This window comes from Leucobacter albus, from assembly GCF_039528015.1.
GTDB lineage: Bacteria > Actinomycetota > Actinomycetes > Actinomycetales > Microbacteriaceae > Leucobacter > Leucobacter albus.
In genome coordinates, this window is the sequence record NZ_BAAAKZ010000006.1 from 57,982 (window position 1) to 76,712 (window position 18,731).

The following is an 18,731-nucleotide window of genomic DNA, read 5'->3' on the forward strand; positions in this document are numbered from 1 at the left end:
CTACCGCGTGCGGAGCACGAGCGGCTCGTCCATCCATGCGGCGACCGCCTCGCGGGCGGGGCCCGTGATCTTCGTCGGGCGCACGGTTTTCGAGTCGACCATCACCGCGGCGGTGATCGCGCGCGCGACAACCGTGCGTTCTGTGGCCGCCCCGTCAAGAATCTCGCAGTGGATCTCGAGGTTGGCCCCGCCGAGCTTGCCGATCCACATCTCGACGATCACCGGGCGCGCCGAGTAGTCGAGCACCCGCACGAACTCGATCTGCTGGCTCGCGACGAGCATCATGTGCTCCGCCGTCTCGCCGGCGTTGAAGTGCTGCTCTAGGCCCGTCGGCTCGGTCGCGGCGCCCATCCAGAGCACGCGCACGCGCGCCTCCTCGAGCAGCCGCGCGTACGCGACGTTGTTGACGTGCCCGTATGCATCTTGGTCGCCCCAGCGCAGCTGCAGCTCGACGTGTGCTCGTGCCATGTTTTCACCCTTCCCAGGCCTTCGGCCCCCACTTCCGCGCACAAACAGCTGTGCCCGCGGGCCGAGGCCAGCGGGCACAGCAGCGCGAACTAGTCGCGCGTGAGCTTGCGGTAGTGGCTGCGCGACGGCTTGGCCGCGTCGACACCAAGGCGCTCAACCTTGTTCGCCTCGTATGCCTCGAAGTTGCCCTCGTACCAGTACCAGTCGGCCGGGCTCTCTTCGGTGCCCTCGTACGCGAGAATGTGCGTCGCGATACGGTCGAGGAACCACCGGTCGTGCGTGATCACCACGGCGCAGCCGGGGAACTCGAGCAGCGCGTTCTCGAGCGACTGCAGCGTTTCGACGTCGAGGTCGTTCGTAGGCTCATCGAGCAGCAGCAGGTTGCCGCCCTGCTTGAGCGTGAGCGCGAGGTTCAGGCGGTTGCGCTCACCACCCGAGAGGACGCCGGCCTTCTTCTGCTGATCCGGGCCCTTGAACCCGAACTTCGAGACGTAGGCGCGCGACGGGATCTCGGTCTTGCCGACGGTGATGATGTCGAGGCCGTCGCTCACAACCTCCCAGAGCGTCTTGTCTGGGTCGATGTTCGCGCGGTTCTGGTCGACGTAGCTGATCTGCACGGTCTCGCCGATCTTCAGGTCGCCACCGTCGAGCGGCTCGAGCCCAACGATCGTCTTGAAGAGCGTGGTCTTGCCCACACCGTTCGGGCCGATGACGCCGACGATGCCGTTTGGCGGCAGCGAGAACGACAGCCCGTCGATGAGCATGCGGTCGCCAAAGCCCTTCTTCAGGTCCTTCGCTTCGATGACGATGTTGCCGAGGCGCGGGCCTGCAGGGATCTGGATTTCCTCGAAATCGAGCTTCCTGGTGCGCTCAGCCTCTGTCGCCATCTCTTCGTAGCGCGCGAGACGCGCCTTCGACTTCGCCTGGCGGCCCTTGGTGTTCGAGCGCACCCACTCGAGCTCCTCCTTCAGGCGCTTCGCGAGCTTCTGATCTTTCTTGCCCTGCACGTCGAGGCGCTCGTGCTTCTTCTCGAGGTAGGTCGAGTAGTTGCCCTCGTAGCCGATGAGACGGCCGCGATCGACCTCGGCGATCCACTCGGCGACGTTGTCAAGGAAGTACCTATCGTGGGTAATCGCGATGACGGCGCCAGGGTACTTCTGCAGGTGCTGCTCCAGCCACAGCACGCTCTCGGCGTCGAGGTGGTTAGTTGGCTCATCGAGCAGCAGCAGGTCTGGCTTCTGCAGCAGCAGCCTGGTGAGCGCGACGCGGCGCTTCTCGCCGCCAGACAGCGGCCCGATCTCAGCATCGCCGGGCGGGGTGCGCAGCGCGTCCATCGCCTGCGCCAGCTGGTTGTCGAGATCCCAGCCGTCTGCAGCGTCGATCTCTTCCTGCAGCGTGCCCATCTCTGCGAGCAGCGCGTCGAAATCAGCGTCTGGCTCGGCCATGAGCGCCGAGATCTCGTTGAAGCGGTCGAGCTTGCCCTTGATGGCGATGCCGCCCTCGATGTTCTCGAGCACGGTCTTCGTCTCGTCGAGCTCTGGCTCCTGCATGAGAATGCCGACGGTGTAGCCGGGCGTGAGCGCCGCGTCACCGTTCGAGGGGGTGTCGAGCCCCGCCATGATCTTCAGGATGGTCGACTTGCCCGCACCGTTCGGGCCGACCATGCCGATCTTCGCGCCGGGAAGGAACGACATCGTCACGTCGTCAAGGATCAGCTTCTCGCCGACGGCCTTGCGCGCGCGAACCATCTGGTAAATGTATTCAGCCATATATTTTCCGGGCGAGCGTGCCCCGAACTCCCTGCTTCACGAGGTGGAATCTAACGCGGACTACTCTACCCGGTCTGCGCCTGCCTGGCAGTTCGATCTTGCACGCCTGCCGGGCGGCTTGCTCTTGCACGCCTGCCGGGCGGCTTGCTCTTGCACGCCTGCCGGGCGGCTCGCCCTCACGGGCCATTCTGGCGGCCGTGCGCCCGTAGACTCGTCAGCATGAGCGAATTCCCCTCACCCGTCGCCGAGATCCCTAGCGGGCCGGTCGCCGTGCCACCGCGAGTGGCCGAGCTCACGGGCGGCCGAGAGCTCGTTCCCGTGTGGGTAAACGGACTCGGCGGGCTGACGTTTCGCGACCCTGGCTCGGGTGGTTCGGCTGGCTCGGGTGGTTCGGCTGGCTCGGGTGGTTCGGCTGGCTCGGGTGGGGCCGAGTACGCCTCCGCGAGCTTCGTCAAGTGGGTCGCGGCCGGCACACCTGAGCTCGACCTCGCCGCTGAGGCTGAGAGGCTCGCGTGGGCGCGGGCTCGCGGCGCTGTGGTGCCCGAGGTGCTCACGCACGGTGAAGACGCGAGCGGGTCGTGGCTCATCACACGCGCGCTCGCGGGCGAGTCGGCCGTCGCGCCGCGGTGGATCCCCGAGCCCGAGACCGCCGCACGGTCGATCGGCGCTGGTCTGCGGGCGCTCCACGACCGGTTGCCGGTTGACGAGTGCCCGTTCGAGTGGGCGATCAGCGATCGCATCGCACGGTTCGAGGAGCGCGTGGCCTCGGGCGAGAGCCCGGCAGACTGGAGCCGCGACTACCGCGGCTTGTCGGTCGCGGAGGCGCGCTCGCTGCTGCACGATGCGCCAGCGGTGGATCGGCTCGTGGTGTGCCACGGCGACGCCTGCGCGCCGAACACGCTGCTTGACGCTGAGGGCCGGTTCGCCGCCCACGTCGATCTTGGTTCGCTCGGCGTGGCAGATCGCTGGGCCGATCTCGCAGTGGCTGCCTGGAGCATCGACTGGAACCACGGCCCGGGGTTCGATCACCTCGTCTACGAGGGCTACGGCATCGACCCCGACCCGGAGCGCATCGCCTACTATCGGTTGCTCTGGGATCTCGGGTAGGAGCGCGGGGCGAGCCGGGCGGGGTTTCTCCCGGCGCTCGAGTGCCCGCCGCCCCGGCCTCTGACCCGTCGCTTGGCTGGCTGCGCCGCCCACTGTCTCGGCCGGCCTTGGCCCGCTCACAATTACCAGTCGATGGGCCGGGTCTCGCCAATCATGCAGACGTTGCGTTCGGGGCCGACTGCGGCAACGGCCTCGGCCGCTACCTCGCGGCTGTCGGTGGCAATCTGGCCGATGAGGCAGGTCTCACCCGAGCGCACGGCGACATAGATGCTGTCGGCGACGAGGTTCGTTTTCGACTGATCGAACGAGACCTGCATGTCTGCTTTGTCGAACCCGCCAGCAGCCACGGCGTCGACGAGCGGTTGCCCCTGCACGGGCTGCTCCCCCGCCGCATAGTCGGTGAGCACCTGGGTGAAGAACGGCAGGTTCTCTTCGGCGGTACCGCCTGGCACGAACACCGCGGGCTCGGCCGGCGGCGCCGGGGTCGGCCGCTCGGGCGTCGCGGGCGTCGGGCCCTCGAGCAACGAGCACGAGGCAAGGCCGGCGGCGAGCAGCACCGCCCCCGTAACAGCGACAAGTGTGCGGCGAGCGCGTTTCACAACCATGGTGCAAGTCTAGGGGGCTCGCTGCTGTGAGCACCCAACAAGTCACGGAGTCGCCGAAGGCCCCGTTGAGCGTTCTCCACAGTGCGCGGCTCCCCTCGCCGTAGGGGCACGGTCTCCACATTTTCGTCATGCGACCGCTGGGTCGGCACACAGGCATGCACCCTGGATGCGAGGAGCGTCGCATTCCCGGCGTCGCCACCAACCACGAGGAGTTCCCATGTCACACAATCTCAGTCTCGTCGGCCAGATCGCGACCGACCCGAAGTTTTTCACCCCGCAGGGCGGTGCCGAGTTCTGTACCTTCAGGTTGGCGAGCACGGAGCGTCGCTACGACGCGAACAGCCAGGAGTGGGTTGACGGCGATACCAACTGGTTCACCGTGAATACGTTTCGCAGCCTCGCGCGCCATGCGAACCGTTCGTTCAAGAAGGGTGACCGCGTCGTGCTCACGGGTAAGCTGCGGGTGCGCACTTGGGAGAAAGACGAGAAGCGCGGCACCTCTGTTGAGGTAGACGCCGAGGGCATCGGGCACGACGTGCACTTCGGCGTATCGGCGTTCACGAAAGCCATGAGCGCCGAGGCGCCCGCGGGCCAGCCGACCGGAGCCGTGGCTGCGCCGAACCCCCACGACGCTCCGGTCCCTGCACCGGCGCCACCCTCCGCGCCCCCGCCAGCGGTCGCTGCCAGCGCGGCGGTCACCGGGTCAGGCAGCGAGCCGATGTCGCCCGACGGGTTTACCCCGAAGGTGCCATCGGCAGCCTAGCCCCAGGGGCGTGGTCGTGCCCCGCGGCCACGCCCCTGGCCTTGCCCGCAACCCGCAACCCGCAACCCGCCACCCGCCACCCGCCACCCGCATCAATATCCGCGCCCAATCGGCAATCTGCACCCAATAGCCTCTGAGATCGCGCCCCGGGCCGTGGGAGCGCAGATCACCTATCTACCGCAGGCGGCGTCGCGGGAGACGGCACCCAGGGTGGAGGGCCCCAGGGTGGAGGGCCGAGAGGCTACGCCGCTACGAGGCTTGGTGGCCACGCCGGTTGCGCGAGAGGAGTCGGTCGAGACCGAAGTAGGCGTAGCCGACGCCGATGAGTGCGACGGCGAGCACACACACCCGCACTGCGACGCCGGCGACACCGTGCTCATCGACGTTGAGAAACGGGTACGGGTAGCGCTGACCTGGCGAGAACTCGCCCCCAAGCCCGCCGTACACAAACGCGAACACCAGGTACAGCAGGGGAATAATCGCCCAGAGCAGCGGGTCGAACGCTCGCAGCCTCCCCTTGGGCACGAACACCATCCAGTCAACGATGAGCAGGCAGGGAGTAATGATGTGAATGAGATTGTCGGTCAGCGAGAACGGAACGTAGCCGCTGTCTTGCACGAACGTCGCCGGCACGAGCACGATGAGGTAGACCAGCATGGTGATCGTGATCGCCATCATCACGGCCGCGCTCCACCGCACCGAGGGCGTCGAGTACCCCCGCACGCCCTGCCCCCGCAAGTCGCGCACTGTCGCGACCACGAGCAGCGCTACCCAGACCAGGCACAGCAGGTTGCTCTGCACGGTGTAAAACGAGAACGCGGCCCACCCGGGGTTCGGGCCGAATATGCCGGTGATGCGAACAATGCCCAGAGCGATGAGCACCAGCGACACGACACGAAACGCCAGCGCCGCCGGGCGCCATGCCAGCGCGCCGTCGCGAATCATCCGGTCGGAGCCCGCGCCCGCGGGTGCACGATGTTCGGTGGTTGAGCGTTCTGTGGTTGAGCGTTCGGCCGTGGCTCGTTTGGTCATGGCCAAATCATACGAGACCGCGGGCCGACCACGCGGCAGGCCGCGCGCTCACACCAGGTACTCGGCGAAGCCCGCGCGAATCTTGTTCACCTTCGGCACGGCAACCGCGAGGCAGTACCCCTGCGTCGGGTTCTTCGCGAAGAAATCCTGGTGCTCCTCGGGGCCAGGGAACACGTCGCCGAGCTCTGAGATCTCGGTCACAACGCCGCCGCCCCAGGCCTCGTCTGCGCGGGCACGCGCCGCCTCGAAGAGTTCGCGCTGCGCCTCGTCTGCATAGAACATCGCGGAGCGATACTGGGTGCCAACATCGTTGCCCTGACGGTTCAGTTGGCGCGGGTCGTGCATCGTGAAGAACGCGTCGAGCACGATAGCTGCCGGCAGCACCCGCTCGTCGAACTCGACTTCAACGACCTCGGCGTGGCCCGTCAGCCCCGTGCAGACGGCCTCGTAGCTGGGGTTCGGCAGCTCGCCCCCGGTGAACCCGGAGCGAACCGCCACGACACCGCGAAGCGCGCGGTAGGCCGCATCGAGGCACCAGTAGCAGCCGCCACCGAGTACAAATGTCGTCGTCATGCGCGCTCTCCCTCTGTTGCTGCGTCGTCGCCCGCTATCCACCACGAGTCGTTCGGCCCGACGGGCACGCGCCGCTTGTGATCGGTCGCGAGGAAGCGGCGCTCGAGGTTCGTGCGCGCCTCGTCGGAGACGGGTTCTCCGCGCAGGTAGGCGTCGATCTCGGGGTAGGTCACGCCGAGGCTCGACTCGTCGGTCTCCCCAGGCTTACCGTCGAGCAGGTCTGCTGTCGGCACCTTCTCCCACAGCCTGTCGGGGGCGCCGAGCTCTCGCAGCATCTCGGCGCCCTGGCTCTTCGTGAGCCCCTGCAGTGGGATCGCATCTGCCGCGCCGTCGCCGAATTTTGTAAAGAACCCGGTAATTGCCTCGGCGGCGTGGTCGGATCCGATCACTATGAGCCCGCGATCGCCCGCCAGGCCGTACTGGGCGACCATGCGCGCGCGGGCCTTGATGTTGCCCTTGTTGAAGTCGCTCACGGCCTCGCCGGTAGCTTCGGTGAGTGCGTGGACCAAGCCGTCGACCGAGGCGGCGATGTTCACGGTGACCGTGTGGTCTGGCTGAATGAACTGCAACGCGAGCTGCGCGTCGGCCTCGTCGTGCTGCACCCCGTAGGGCAGCCGCATGGCCCAGAACTCGGCGTCGCGCCCGGCCGCACGCAGCCGCTCGACGGCGAGCTGGGCGAGCCTGCCGGCGAGCGAGGAGTCCTGCCCGCCGGAGATGCCGAGCACGAAGCCGCGAACGCCGGGGATGCTGGCCGCGTAGTCCGCGAGGAATGCGACGCGGCGCTCGATCTCCTCAGCCGGCACGATCGACGGCTGCGACCCGAGTTCGCGAATAATCCGCTGCTGCAATTCGTTCACGACACAAGCTCCTCTACGTCCATGAGGCACCGGGGCCCCAGCAGTCCCTTGAGTTCCCCAAACAGGTCAGACGAGATCCGCACCTGCTCGCGCAATTCGAACACCCGCACCGCGTGCGGGGTGATGAGATTCAGTCTAATCTCGGAGTCGCCGGGGTGACGCTTGAGCGTTGACTGGAGTTCTTCCATGAGCGGCTCGGTCGCGCGGGCCTCCGAGATCGTCAGGGTGAGTGCCCCGGCCTCGTCTTGCACTGACGTGTCAACACCGCGCACCCCATAGGCATGCATCGACATCCCGTCGTCGCGCGCGTTGAGCTTGCCCCGCAGCGCGACGACCGAGTCGGCCTGCAGCATCGGCCCGAACTCCTGATACGACTTCCCCATGAAGAGCGCCTGGATCTCACCAGTGAAGTCTTCAATCGTGGCCATGCCGTAGAGGTTGCCCGACTTCGCGGTGCGGTGCTGCACGCTCGTGAGCAGCCCCGCGAGCACGACGGTCTCGCCGTCGAAGTTGCCATCGGGGTTCGTTACCTGCTCGACCGTCGCCGTTGCCTCCTTCGCGAGTGTGGTTTCGAGGCCGCGAAGCGGATGGTCTGACACGTACAGCCCGAGCATCTCGCGCTCAAACGCGAGCTTGTCTTTCTTCGTCCACTCCGGCCGCTCGGGCACGAGCGACACCGTCTCGGCGCTCTCCCCCGAGGCCTCTGCAGCCTCGGCGAAGAGGCTGTCGAAGTCGAAGCCGACGTCGCCCTTCTCTTCGGCGCGCTTCTCCTTCACCGCCCCTTCGACCGCGCTCTCGTGAATCTCGAGCAGCGCACGCCGCGTGCCGCCGAGCCCGTCGAACGCGCCGGCCTTGATGAGCGACTCGATGGTGCGCTTGTTCAGGGCGGGGAGGCCGACCTTCTTCAGGTAGTCGTGGAAGGTCTCGAAGTTGCCGAGCTTTTCGCGTGCCTCGCGCACCGCCTCGACGACGTGGCCGCCGACGTTGCGGATCGCGCCGAGGCCGAAGCGAATGTCGTCGCCAACTGCCGAGAAGTTCGCGAACGACTCGTTCACCGCGGGCGGCAGCACCTTGATGCCCATGCGGCGGCACTCGTTGAGGTAGATCGCGAGCTTGTCTTTAGAGTCGCCGACGCTCGTGAGCAGCGCGGCCATGTACTCGGCCGGGTAGTGGGCCTTCAGGTAGGCCGTCCAGTAGCTCACGACGCCGTACGCGGCCGAGTGCGCCTTATTGAAGGCGTAGTCGGAGAACGGCAGCAGAATATCCCAGAGCGCCTTCACCGCAGCGTCGGAGAAGCCGCGCTCGTGCATGCCGCCCGAGAACCCCTCGTACTGCTTGTCGAGCTCCGATTTCTTCTTCTTGCCCATCGCGCGACGCAGAATATCTGCCTGGCCGAGGGAGAACCCGGCGACCTTCTGCGCAATCGACATCACCTGCTCCTGGTAGATGATGAGGCCGTAGGTCGTGTCGAGCACGTCTTTCAGCGGCTCTTCGAGTTCGGGGTGGATCGGCGTGATCGGCTGCAGCCCGTTCTTTCGCAGCGCGTAGTTCGTGTGCGAGTCGGCGCCCATCGGGCCCGGTCGGTACAGCGCGAGCACGGCCGAAATGTCTTCGAAGTTATCGGGCTTCATGAGGCGAAGCAGGCCGCGCATCGGTCCGCCGTCGAGCTGGAACACGCCGAGCGTGTCGCCGCGGGCGAGCAGCTCGTACGAGGGTGCGTCGTCGAGCTCGAGGCGTTCGAGGTCGAGCTCGACACCGCGGTTCAGGCGAATGTTCTCGAGCGCGTCAGAGATGATCGTGAGGTTACGAAGCCCCAGGAAGTCCATCTTGATGAGGCCGAGGCCCTCGCACGTCGGGTAGTCGAACTGCGTGACGATCTGGCCGTCTTGCTCACGCTTCTGCAACGGGATGATGTCGATGAGCGGGTCGCTCGACATGATGACGCCGGCGGCGTGCACGCCCCACTGGCGCTTCAGCCCCTCGAGGCCGAGCGCGGTGTCGTAGACGCGCTTCGCATCAGGGTCCTCCTGCAGCACGGCGCGGAACTCCGCCGCCTCCTTGTAGCGGGGATGCTCGGGGTCGGTGATGCCAGACAGCGGAATGTCCTTGGCCATGACAGCCGGCGGCATCGCCTTCGTGAGCTTCTCGCCCATGCCGAACGGGAAGCCGAGCACGCGCGACGCATCTTTCAGCGCCTGCTTGGACTTAATGGTGCCGTAGGTGACGATCTGGGCGACGCGCTCGTCGCCGTACTTCTCGGTCACGTACTTGATGACCTCGCCGCGGCGACGATCATCGAAGTCGACGTCGAAGTCGGGCATGGAGACGCGGTCGGGGTTCAGGAAGCGCTCGAAGATGAGGCCGTGCTGGAGCGGGTCGAGGTCGGTGATGCGCATCGCGTACGCGACCATCGAGCCCGCGCCCGAACCACGGCCGGGGCCGACGCGGATGCCGTTCTCTTTCGCCCAGTTGATGAAGTCGGCGACGACGAGGAAGTAGCCGGGGAAGCCCATCTGAATGATGACCCCGATCTCGTACTCGGCCTGCTTGCGCACCGAGTCGGGGATGCCGCTCGGGTAGCGGTAGTGGAGGCCCTTCTCGACTTCCTTGACGAACCAGCTGTCTTCCGACTCCCCTGCTGGCACGGGGTAGCGCGGCATGTAGTTCGCCGAGGTGTTGAACTCGACCTCGCAGCGCTCGGCGATGCGCAGCGTGTTATCGCACGCCTCGGGCAGCTCGCGGAAGATATGCCGCATCTCTGCTGCGCTCTTCAGGTAATAGCCCGAGCCGCTGAACTGGAAGCGGTTCGGGTCGTCGAGCCGCGAGCCCGACTGCACGCAAAGCAGCGCCGAGTGCGCCTCTGCATCGTTCTCGTGAACGTAGTGGAGGTCGTTGGTCGCGAGCAGCGGAATGCTGAGGTCGCGCGCGATCTCGAGCAGCTCCTTCTGCACCCGGCGCTCGATCTCGAGCCCGTGATCCATGATCTCGCAGAAGAAATTCTCTTTGCCGAAAATGTCTTGGAACTCGGCGGCCGCCTGACGGGCCTCGTTGTACTGACCAAGGCGGAGGCGGGTGTGGATCTCCCCCGACGGGCACCCAGTCGTCGCGATGAGACCCTTCGAATAGGTCTGCAGCAGCTCGCGATCCATGCGTGGCTTGAAGTAGTAGCCCTCGAGCGAGGAGTAGCTCGACAGCCGGAAGAGGTTGTGCATGCCCTCGGTTGTCTCCGAGAGCATCGTCATGTGCGTGTACGCACCGCCGCCCGAGACATCGTCGCCACCGCCGTCGCCCCAGCGCACGCGCGTGCGGTCGGAGCGGTGCGTGCCGGGAGCGAGATACGCCTCGATGCCGATGATCGGCTTCACTCCGGCGTCTTTTGCGGAGCTCCAGAAGTCGAACGCACCGAACGTGTTGCCGTGATCGGTCATGGCGACCGCTGGCATGCCCTGCTCGGCGACCGCTTGCATGAGTGGCTTGACTCGCGCCGCCCCGTCGAGCATCGAGTACTCGCTGTGCACATGGAGGTGAACAAAACCGTCAGAATCCGACAAGTGTGGGCCCCTTTCGAAGACCTCTCAAGGGTACCGCGTCGCCCACCGATCCACACTCAGAATGCCCGGTGGGCGCGGCCCAAAAACACACCGCGGGGCACGGCGCCCCGCGCCCCTGGCCCCGCGATATCGCTACGCGTCGAGCACGTCGATCGCGTGCTGCAGATCTTCCGGGTAGGTCGACTCGAACTCGACGGGCTCCCCCGTGCCTGGGTGTCTGAACCCGAGCCGCATCGCGTGCAGCCACTGCCTGGTGAGCCCGAGTCGCTCCGACAGCACCGGATCCGCCCCGTACATCGTGTCGCCCACGCACGGGTGGCGCTGCGCCGACATATGGACGCGAATCTGGTGCGTGCGGCCAGTCTCGAGTTCCACCTCGAGCAGCGTCGCGAACGGGTAGGCCTCGACGGTCTCGTAGTGCGTGATCGACGGCTTCCCGTCGCTCGTCACAGCGAACTTCCACTCGTGGCCGGGGTGGCGACCGATCGCGCCCTCGATTGTGCCAGAGAACGGATCGGGGTGCCCCTGCACGACGGCGTGATAGATCTTCGTCACCTCGCGGTCGCGAAACGCGCGCTTGAGCAGGCTGTAGGCGCGCTCGCTCTTCGCGACGACCATCAGCCCGCTCGTGCCTGCGTCGAGGCGGTGCACAATGCCCTGGCGCTCGGGCGGCCCGGAAGTCGCGATGCGGTAGCCGGCGCCCGCGAGCGCCCCCAGCACCGTCGGGCCAGTCCAGCCCAGCGACGGGTGCGCGGCAACGCCAGCCGGCTTATCGATCACCACGAGGTCGTCGTCGTCGTAGACGATGCCGAGCTCTGGCAGGTGCACGGGCACGACGGTGGGCTCGGCCTTTTCGGCCCAGCTCACCTCGAGCAGCGCGCCGGGCGCGAGCCTCGCCGACTTCGAAACGGTCTCGCCGTCGAGGGCCACGCCGCCGGCGACGATGACCTCCTGCGCGAAGCTGCGAGAAAAGCCAAGGAGCTTCGCAAGGGCGGCATCGACGCGTTCACCGGCGAGCCCCTCGGGCACGGGAAGGCTACGGTGTTCCACCCTCGGGCCCCTCCTCGGCGGTCATCGGATCCGCCGCGACCTCGTCTTTCGCGCCGCGCTTCTCTCGGCCGCCCTCGATCGAGAAGCCGAAGAGCGTGATGAGCACGAACAGCACCATGCCGCTCACGATGCCGATGTCTGCGATGTTGTAGATCGCCGGCATCATCCACGGGGTGTAAATGAAATCGATGACGTGCCCCTCGGGGAAGCCTGGGGCTCGCGTCAGCCTGTCTGTGAGGTTGCCCAGCACGCCGCCGAGCAGCAACCCGAGAAACAGCGCCCACGGCACCGACCGCAGCCGGCGAATCTGCCACACGATCACGCCGACAACGATGGCCGAGAGAATCGTGAAGATCCACGTCTGGCCGCTCGCGATCGAGAACGCGGCGCCCGGGTTTCGCACGAAGTGCCACTGCAAGAACTCGCCGAGCACCGGCACCGACTGGCCCTCGGGCAGCGAGGCGACCACCCAGTTCTTCACGAGCTGGTCGCTAACGAGCACCGTTGCGGCAACGGCAACGAGCAACAGCGGCACCAAGACCCGGCGAAGGGTGCTTGGTGCCGCTGTGGCAGAAGTGTGTGTCTCCACCCTCGATTTACTCGAGGCCCTCGGGCCTGACGAGCGGCTCCGGCGAGCTGTCGAGGTCGCGCAGCTGCGACTGGATGTAGGAGCGCAGCGTGGAGCGGTACTCGCTCTCGAAGCCGCGCAGCTCTGCGACAACCTGGTTGAGCTTTTCCATCTCGTCGCTGTGCGCGCGGAGCTCGTCGGTGCGACGCTTCTGAGCCTCTTCGACGAGATCGCGTGCGGTGCGCTCGGCGTCGTCGACCATCTGGGTGCTCTTGGTCTTCGCTGCGGTGATGAGCTCGTCGCGGGTGGTCTCGCCCTCGCTGACGTACTTGTCGTGCAGCTCGAGCGCCATCTGCAGCATCGCGCTCGACTTAATCGCGTCGGGGCGCTGTGCACCCGAGTCGTCGGCGGCCTGCGCTGCCGGCTCCGCAACCGGCTCGGGGGCGACTGCTGCGACGGGGGCGTCGACAACGATCGTCTCCTCGGAGGGGTTCACGGAACCGCGCTCCTCGAGCTGGGCGGTGAGCTCGGCGATCTTCGCCTCAAGCTCCTGCTTCTCTGCGTCGCGCTGGCGGATCTCTTCAACGACTGTATCGAGGAAGTCGTCGACCTGATCGAGATCGTAGCCGTCACGGAACTTTGTGATCGTGAACTTCTGATTCACAACGTCTTCAGGAGTTAAGGCCATCGGTAAGTCTCTTTCTGTGGGATGGATCGCTTGCGCAATCTACACGTCAACGCTAGCAAACTCTCATTGAGCTTACGGTGTTTACACCCAGCTCGGGATAATCCGGATCAAAATGATGCAGGCGAACATGGTGAGAAACCAGCCGAGGTCGAGCGCGACCTGGCCGAGTCGAATGGGGGGAAGGATCTTGCGGAACATCCGAATTGGCGGATCCGTGACCGTATACACGACCTCAACGACAATCGCGAGAAAGCCCTTCGGTCGAAAGCCGCGCACGAGCACGGTCACCCAGTCAAGGATGAACCGCGCCCACAACAGCAGCACGAACAGCCGCAGCGCAACAACGACTACGGTGCCAAGGATGTAGAGAATCTCCACTATGCAGAGGGCGCCACGAAGAACGAGCCATCGGCCTCGGGAGCGGGTTCGTCACTGCCGACCTCAATGTGCTCCGGGGTGAGCAGGAACACCTTGCTCGTCACGCGCTCAATGCGGCCGTTCAGCCCGAGGGTCAGCCCGCTCGAGAAGTCGATGAGGCGCTTCGCCTCTTCGTCACTCATGCGCGAGAGGTTCATGATGACGGGAATGCCGTCACGGAAGCTCTCTGCGATCACCTGGGCGTCGCGGTAGGCGGTCGGGTGGACGGTAAAGATCTCGTTCATCGCCTGGGGTGCTGGGTTGCGGACTGGGGTGACCCGGCGAAGCGGGGCAACGGCTGGGCGAACGGCCTGCTGGGGCTGCTTCGCGGGCTGGGCCGCGGGAGCAGGGTCGCGCTCGGGCGCCGCCTGAGCGACAGGCTCATCTTCAAGGCCTTCCTCGGCCAATCCGAGGAACACCATTGTTTTCTTCAACGGGTTGCTCATCTGTTCTCCCAACGGTTGTTTGCATCGAGACTACCGGGCATCTGGCCGGTTTCCCGTGATTGCGCTGCCGATTCGCAGGTGTGTCGCCCCCGCGGCGATAGCCTCGGCGTAGTCGTGGGTCATGCCAGCGGAAATGTCGGTCGCATCGGGGGCCAGCGCGCGAACACGCTCGGAGTAGCCGGCGAGCCGGGCGAAAGCCGCGGAGGCTGGCTCCTCGAGCGGAGCAACCGCCATCACGCCACGCAGCCGAAGCGTCGGTGTTTCAAGAATACGCTCGGTGAGCGCCTCGATCTCGCTCGGGGCGGCCCCGCCGCGGCCGGGGTCGTCGGTGAGGTTGATCTGCAGGAAGACGTCGAGACTGCGCTCGATCGGCGCGAGGGCGTCAATGAGTCGCGCGCGGTCGATCGAGTGGATCGCCGAGGCATACTGGGCCGCCTGCCTGGCCTTCTTCGTTTGCAGTTGACCGATGTAGTGCCAGTTCAGGTCGAGATCGGCGAGATCGGCCGCCTTCTCTTGGGCCTCCTGGTGGCGATTCTCCCCCACGTCGGCGACCCCGAGCGCGGCCAGCTCGCGCACGAGCGCGGCCGGGTGAAACTTCGTCACGACAATGAGGGTCGTCTCCGCCGCATCGCGCCCGGCAGCGCGGCACGCTTCCGCGATGCCCTGCTGCACGGCCTGCAGCCTGTCGGCAAGCCCCTCGTAGGGCTGCGCCCCCTCAGATACGCTCACGCCACTCGCCTACCTCAGGAAGGCGGGAATGTCGAGGTCGTCGTCATCGTCGCCGTCGAACGCCGGGTCGCGCAGTTGCTCTTCGACCGGCGGGTGGGCGAGCGCGCCGCCGAACTCGGCGGTCTCGTTCGCCTGGTCGGCCTGGCCGGCGCGTGCGCCAACTCCCGACAGCGCGGCGCTGACGGCAGAGGCCTCCTCGATACTCTCGACGTGACCGGCGCGGCGGCCGCGGTCGCTCGCGCGCGCCTGCGCGTTCGGCTCCTCGTCGAAGCCCGCAGCGATAACCGTGACGCGAACCTCATCTCCGAGGGTCTCGTCGATGACGGTACCGAAGATAATGTTCGCCTCGGGGTGCACGACGTCTTGCACGAGCGTCGACGCCTCGGTGATCTCGCTGAGCGCGAGGTTCGACGAGCCCTGAATCGAGAAGAGCACGCCGTGCGCACCCTCGATCGAGGCCTCGAGCAGCGGCGAGGCCACGGCGAGCTCCGCCGCCTTGATGGCGCGGTCGGCGCCACGTGCGGATCCGATACCCATGAGGGCGGAGCCGGCACCCTGCATCACGGACTTCACGTCGGCAAAGTCGAGGTTGATGAGGCCTGGCGTCGTGATGAGGTCGGTGATGCCCTGCACGCCGGCGAGCAGCACCTGGTCTGCGGCCGCGAACGCATCGATCATGCTGATGCCGGGCTCGCTGATCTCGAGCAGTCTGTCGTTCGGCACGACGATGAGCGTGTCGACGGCCTCGCGAAGCGTGTTCACGCCCGCGTCGGCCTGAGCTGCGCGGCGCTTGCCCTCGAAGCTGAACGGGCGGGTGACGACGCCGATGGTGAGCGCACCAATCGACTTCGCGATGCGGGCAACAACGGGCGCCGCACCGGTACCGGTGCCGCCCCCCTCGCCCGCGGTCACGAAGACCATGTCGGCGCCGGCGAGCGCCTCTTCGATCTCTTCGGCGTGGTCTTCGGCAGCGCGGCGGCCAACCTCGGGGTCGGCGCCAGCGCCGAGGCCACGGGTGAGCTCGCGCCCGACATCGAGCTTCACGTCGGCGTCACTGAGCAGCAGCGCCTGCGCATCGGTATTCACCGCGATAAATTCAACACCGCGAAGGCCGAGTTCAATCATGCGGTTCACGGCGTTGACGCCGCCACCGCCGACTCCCACAACCTTGATCACCGCGAGGTAGTTCTGGTTCATGGCCACCTGGTCCCCTCAACCTTAAAGTTCAATCAACATTAAAGTTCTAGTTGAACTTCAAAGTTAGTATTGCCGTATACGCTTTCGTGACAACGGTATGGGTCGAAGCCGCGCTGGCACCTCCGACACGCCGCGAAGCTACCTGAAGATGGGCGACTCGGTCGACGACACGTCGATATGGCTCACGGGGCGATCGGCCAACGAGGCAAGCATTGCCTCGAGTACGAGCGATTTGCGCTTCGTCTCATCGTCGTTGCCCCAGAAGACTTCGATGCCGTTCGTGAGCATAAAGGTCACGTCTTGGCCGCTCACAGCGCTCACCTCAGCGAGCTGCGCCCGCATCGCGCCCGGCATGTCTCTCACGACCTTTGCCGCCATGAGAAACCCCTTCGACGAGGTGCTGTGCAGGCCGTCGCCGCCAAGCGGAACGCCCTCGGGCCGCTCAGCAACCTCGCCGACGAGCACCCCGGCTGCGTCGTAGAGCTTGAACACGTCGCTCTCGGCAAGCGCGATCACGGGCACTCGCTCCTCGATGCGCACGACAAGCGTGCTCGGCGGCACGCGCTCGACCGCGAAGCGCTGAATCAGCGGGAACCCCTCGAGCGCCCGCAGCACCTCATTCTCGTCGACAAGCGCGAGCGGCACCCCGTCAAACGGGGCGAGCGCTTGCTGCACCTCGTCGACGTTCACGCTCGAGGCCCCCTCGATGCGCACCTCGCGCACCGCCATCACCGGGGTCAGGGTGCCGACGAGCACGAAGAGCACGAGGCCCGCAACCGTGCCGAGGGCGATGTACACCCGCCGCCGCTTGCGCCTGGCCCCTGCCGTGAACCGCCGCTTCTCCCGCTGCTGTCGCTGCTTGTTCTGGCGCTCCGCCGTGCGCAGCCGCCGCTCGGCGGCGCGCACCGGGTCTGCGTCGCGCGCACGTGGCGCGAACCGAGCGAGCCCGGTGCGCGACGAGCGTACCTCGGAGAGCTCGAGCTCGCCGAGGGTGAGATCAGACAGGTCAACGGTCTCCGCTTCTGCGGCACCCGATGGCGCGGCGCTTGATGGCGCGGCGCTTGATGGCGCTGCGCTTGATGGCGCTGCGCTTGATGGCGCTGCGCTCGATGGCGCGGCGCTTGATGGCGCTGCGTGCCCTTCGGCATTACTGAGCGCGGCGGCCCGCATCTCAACTGCTTCGGCCTCGGCGGCGCGAGCCTGCGCGGCCCGAGCCTCGGCGGCCCGACGCTGCAGTTCGTCGTCTTCGACGCCCCCGTCGAACCCGCCGGGTCGCTTCATACGGCCCCGTTCGCCTCGCCGAGCGCCTCGGCAAGCTGCGGCACAATCTTGTACACGGTTCCAGCTCCGACGACGAGCACGAGGTCTCCCGGCGAAGCGAGTTCGCGCACTTGCTCGGCCGCCCGCGCCCAGTCATCGACATAGCTCGCGCGCGACGGGTCTGCGAACGCCTCCGTCACCAGCGCGCCGGTCGTGGAGGGGTCTGGGGCCTCACGCACCCCATCGATTTCCAGAACAATCGTGTGATCCGCCGCCGCGAACGCCGCGGCGAACTCGCGGTAGAACGTTCGCGTGCGGCTGTACAGGTGCGGCTGATGCACAACGATGAGCTTGCCCTCGCCCGCCACCGAGCGCGCCGAGGCCAGCAGCGCCTGCACCTCAGTCGGGTGGTGCGCGTAATCGTCGTAGAGCCGCACGCCGCCCGGCTCGCCGTGAAACTCGAAGCGCCTGTGCGTTCCCGTAAACGCGGCGACCGCGGTGAGCGACGCCTGCAGGGTGAACCCGAGCCCGGTGAGCACCGCAACAGCCCCGGCCGCGTTCACTGCGTTGTACTCGCCGAACACTCCGAGCTGAGCGCTCGCGCGCTCCCCCGCGCTCTCGAGCTCAAGCGTTGCGCGGCCGCTGGTGTCGACAGACACGATGCGCACATCGGCTTCTGCCGCGTACCCGAAGGTGCGCACTGGGGTCACGCTGCCCCCGCGATCCGCCCCCGGCGCGCGCTCAGCACGCTCAGCACGCTCAGCACGCAGCGTGGCAAGCACCTCCTGGGCTCCCGGGTCGTCGGCCGAGATCACGAGCAGCTCGCTCGCACCACGCGCAAACTCCACGAACGCTGCCATGAAGTTCTCGCGCGAGCCGAAGAAATCGAGGTGCTCGGGGTCGACGTTCGTGATGAGCGCTACCTGCGTGTCATAGATGAGGAACGACTTGTCGCTCTCGTCGGCCTCAATGACGAACAGCTCGTCCGTTCCCGCGGCAGAAGCCGCACCAATGCCGGCGATCACGCTGCCGTTCACAAATGAGGGGTCAGTGCCGAGGCCGCGAAGCCCAGTTGCGAGCATTCCCGTCGAGGTTGTTTTGCCGTGTGCGCCGGCGACTGCGACGAGTCTGCCAGACCTTGCTAGCCAGGCGAGCGCCTGCGACCGGTGCAACACCGGAATGCCGAGTTCGCGGGCGCGCAGATACTCCGGGTTTTCGGGCGAAAGTGCCCCGGTCACCACGAGGGTGTCGGCCGAGCCGACGTTCTCTGCGGCGTGCCCGATGGCCACCCTGACTCCGGCGGCCTCGAGCGCGCTGGTGCTGTAGTTGGCCCCGCGGTCTGAGCCCGTCACTGTGACACCCGCAGTGTGCATCATGCTAGCGATTGCGCTCATACCCGCGCCGCCGATGCCCACGAAGTGCACCCGCCCGAGATCAGTTGGAATTTCGAGCTCGAGGTCGGGGTAGATCATCGGGGTGCCTCCTCAGAGCGTCATGGAGTTCGAGCACGCCATCAACCCGTTCGAGGGCGGCTCAAGACGCCCCATCTTATCGCGCGGCTCCCCCGAACACGCTGCGCCACAGCGGGAAGCGGCAGCAGGCGGCCGCACCGCGATGCCCGCGGCACTGACCGGGGCAATCAGCGCAATAA

18 protein-coding genes are annotated in these 18,731 nt (G+C 66.6%); 2 read left to right on the forward strand and 16 right to left on the reverse strand.

Translation table 11 applies throughout. The features are described 5' to 3' along the window. Together ABD115_RS08395 and ettA are read right to left on the reverse strand one after the other, a co-directional pair. Window positions 1–468, reverse strand: a complete 468-nt coding sequence (locus ABD115_RS08395; RefSeq protein WP_343960197.1) for an acyl-CoA thioesterase — start codon at window positions 466–468, stop codon at window positions 1–3. A gap of 89 nt (window positions 469–557) precedes the next feature. Then, complete coding sequence (gene ettA, locus ABD115_RS08400; protein WP_343960200.1) at window positions 558–2,237, reverse strand: energy-dependent translational throttle protein EttA; 1,680 nt, start codon at window positions 2,235–2,237, stop codon at window positions 558–560. Window positions 2,238–2,456: 219 nt separating this feature from the next. Between ettA and ABD115_RS08405 the strand changes: the two genes are divergently transcribed. Next, window positions 2,457–3,344, forward strand: coding sequence for a phosphotransferase (locus ABD115_RS08405; protein ID WP_343960202.1), 888 nt, complete (start codon window positions 2,457–2,459; stop codon window positions 3,342–3,344). Between the two features lie 122 nt (window positions 3,345–3,466). Here ABD115_RS08405 and ABD115_RS08410 read toward each other — a convergent pair whose 3' ends face one another. Continuing rightward, window positions 3,467–3,949: a DUF6993 domain-containing protein gene (locus tag ABD115_RS08410; RefSeq protein WP_343960204.1), complete on the reverse strand. Its 483-nt coding sequence runs from the start codon at window positions 3,947–3,949 to the stop codon at window positions 3,467–3,469. Between the two features lie 217 nt (window positions 3,950–4,166). Here ABD115_RS08410 and ABD115_RS08415 point away from each other — a divergent pair, with 217 nt between their 5' ends. After that, window positions 4,167–4,712 carry a single-stranded DNA-binding protein gene (locus tag ABD115_RS08415; protein WP_343960206.1) on the forward strand — a complete coding sequence of 182 codons (546 nt, stop codon included), beginning with the start codon at window positions 4,167–4,169 and terminating at the stop codon, window positions 4,710–4,712. 249 nt (window positions 4,713–4,961) lie between these two features. Here the strand turns inward: ABD115_RS08415 and ABD115_RS08420 are convergent, their stop codons facing one another. The 13 genes from ABD115_RS08420 to murC all read right to left on the reverse strand — a co-directional run bounded on the left by ABD115_RS08420 (window position 4,962) and on the right by murC (window position 18,552). Further along, on the reverse strand, window positions 4,962–5,744 hold the full coding sequence (locus ABD115_RS08420) for a Pr6Pr family membrane protein (protein ID WP_343960208.1): 783 nt from the start codon (window positions 5,742–5,744) through the stop codon (window positions 4,962–4,964). A gap of 48 nt (window positions 5,745–5,792) precedes the next feature. After that, window positions 5,793–6,317: a peptide-methionine (S)-S-oxide reductase MsrA gene (gene msrA / locus ABD115_RS08425; RefSeq protein WP_343960210.1), complete on the reverse strand. Its 525-nt coding sequence runs from the start codon at window positions 6,315–6,317 to the stop codon at window positions 5,793–5,795. Beyond that, window positions 6,314–7,174: an ammonia-dependent NAD(+) synthetase gene (nadE, locus tag ABD115_RS08430; protein ID WP_343960211.1), complete on the reverse strand. Its 861-nt coding sequence runs from the start codon at window positions 7,172–7,174 to the stop codon at window positions 6,314–6,316. Before nadE ends, msrA begins: the two co-directional genes overlap by 4 nt. Beyond that, entirely contained in the window at window positions 7,171–10,674 is a 3,504-nt protein-coding gene (dnaE, locus tag ABD115_RS08435; RefSeq protein WP_382388691.1) for a DNA polymerase III subunit alpha, read from the reverse strand. Before dnaE ends, nadE begins: the two co-directional genes overlap by 4 nt. A gap of 183 nt (window positions 10,675–10,857) precedes the next feature. Further along, complete coding sequence (locus tag ABD115_RS08440) at window positions 10,858–11,775, reverse strand: RluA family pseudouridine synthase (protein WP_343960215.1); 918 nt, start codon at window positions 11,773–11,775, stop codon at window positions 10,858–10,860. After that, a complete protein-coding gene (gene lspA, locus ABD115_RS08445; protein ID WP_343960217.1) occupies window positions 11,762–12,364 on the reverse strand; it encodes a signal peptidase II in 603 nt (200 codons plus the stop codon). The genes ABD115_RS08440 and lspA overlap by 14 nt, the downstream gene beginning before the upstream one ends. 7 nt (window positions 12,365–12,371) lie before the next feature. Further along, entirely contained in the window at window positions 12,372–13,031 is a 660-nt protein-coding gene (locus ABD115_RS08450; protein ID WP_343960219.1) for a DivIVA domain-containing protein, read from the reverse strand. Between the two features lie 81 nt (window positions 13,032–13,112). Then, window positions 13,113–13,409: a YggT family protein gene (locus ABD115_RS08455; RefSeq protein WP_343960221.1), complete on the reverse strand. Its 297-nt coding sequence runs from the start codon at window positions 13,407–13,409 to the stop codon at window positions 13,113–13,115. Continuing rightward, a complete protein-coding gene (locus ABD115_RS08460; protein ID WP_343960223.1) occupies window positions 13,409–13,894 on the reverse strand; it encodes a cell division protein SepF in 486 nt (161 codons plus the stop codon). The genes ABD115_RS08455 and ABD115_RS08460 overlap by 1 nt, the downstream gene beginning before the upstream one ends. A gap of 30 nt (window positions 13,895–13,924) precedes the next feature. Further along, entirely contained in the window at window positions 13,925–14,623 is a 699-nt protein-coding gene (locus ABD115_RS08465) for a YggS family pyridoxal phosphate-dependent enzyme (protein WP_343960225.1), read from the reverse strand. Between the two features lie 9 nt (window positions 14,624–14,632). Beyond that, a complete protein-coding gene (ftsZ, locus tag ABD115_RS08470; protein WP_343960227.1) occupies window positions 14,633–15,826 on the reverse strand; it encodes a cell division protein FtsZ in 1,194 nt (397 codons plus the stop codon). A gap of 132 nt (window positions 15,827–15,958) precedes the next feature. Continuing rightward, window positions 15,959–17,101: a cell division protein FtsQ/DivIB gene (locus ABD115_RS08475; RefSeq protein ID WP_343960229.1), complete on the reverse strand. Its 1,143-nt coding sequence runs from the start codon at window positions 17,099–17,101 to the stop codon at window positions 15,959–15,961. Further along, a complete protein-coding gene (gene murC, locus ABD115_RS08480) occupies window positions 17,098–18,552 on the reverse strand; it encodes a UDP-N-acetylmuramate--L-alanine ligase (protein WP_343960231.1) in 1,455 nt (484 codons plus the stop codon). Before murC ends, ABD115_RS08475 begins: the two co-directional genes overlap by 4 nt. Window positions 18,553–18,731: the final 179 nt, after the last annotated feature.

What these genes read in the sequence shown, in the direction of transcription:
- dnaE (WP_382388691.1), bottom strand. Translation starts at nt 10,674, where the DNA reads ATGCTCGACGGGGCGGCGCGAGTCAAGCCACTCATGCAAGCGGTCGCC.
- ABD115_RS08395 (WP_343960197.1), bottom strand. Translation starts at nt 468, where the DNA reads ATGGCACGAGCACACGTCGAGCTGCAGCTGCGCTGGGGCGACCAAGAT.
- ABD115_RS08410 (WP_343960204.1), bottom strand. Translation starts at nt 3,949, where the DNA reads ATGGTTGTGAAACGCGCTCGCCGCACACTTGTCGCTGTTACGGGGGCG.
- ettA (WP_343960200.1), bottom strand. Translation starts at nt 2,237, where the DNA reads ATGGCTGAATACATTTACCAGATGGTTCGCGCGCGCAAGGCCGTCGGC.
- ABD115_RS08475 (WP_343960229.1), bottom strand. Translation starts at nt 17,101, where the DNA reads ATGAAGCGACCCGGCGGGTTCGACGGGGGCGTCGAAGACGACGAACTG.
- ABD115_RS08405 (WP_343960202.1), top strand. Translation starts at nt 2,457, where the DNA reads ATGAGCGAATTCCCCTCACCCGTCGCCGAGATCCCTAGCGGGCCGGTC.
- msrA (WP_343960210.1), bottom strand. Translation starts at nt 6,317, where the DNA reads ATGACGACGACATTTGTACTCGGTGGCGGCTGCTACTGGTGCCTCGAT.
- ABD115_RS08450 (WP_343960219.1), bottom strand. Translation starts at nt 13,031, where the DNA reads ATGGCCTTAACTCCTGAAGACGTTGTGAATCAGAAGTTCACGATCACA.
- ABD115_RS08460 (WP_343960223.1), bottom strand. Translation starts at nt 13,894, where the DNA reads ATGAGCAACCCGTTGAAGAAAACAATGGTGTTCCTCGGATTGGCCGAG.
- ABD115_RS08420 (WP_343960208.1), bottom strand. Translation starts at nt 5,744, where the DNA reads ATGACCAAACGAGCCACGGCCGAACGCTCAACCACAGAACGCTCAACC.
- murC (WP_343960231.1), bottom strand. Translation starts at nt 18,552, where the DNA reads ATGATCTACCCCGACCTCGAGCTCGAAATTCCAACTGATCTCGGGCGG.
- ABD115_RS08415 (WP_343960206.1), top strand. Translation starts at nt 4,167, where the DNA reads ATGTCACACAATCTCAGTCTCGTCGGCCAGATCGCGACCGACCCGAAG.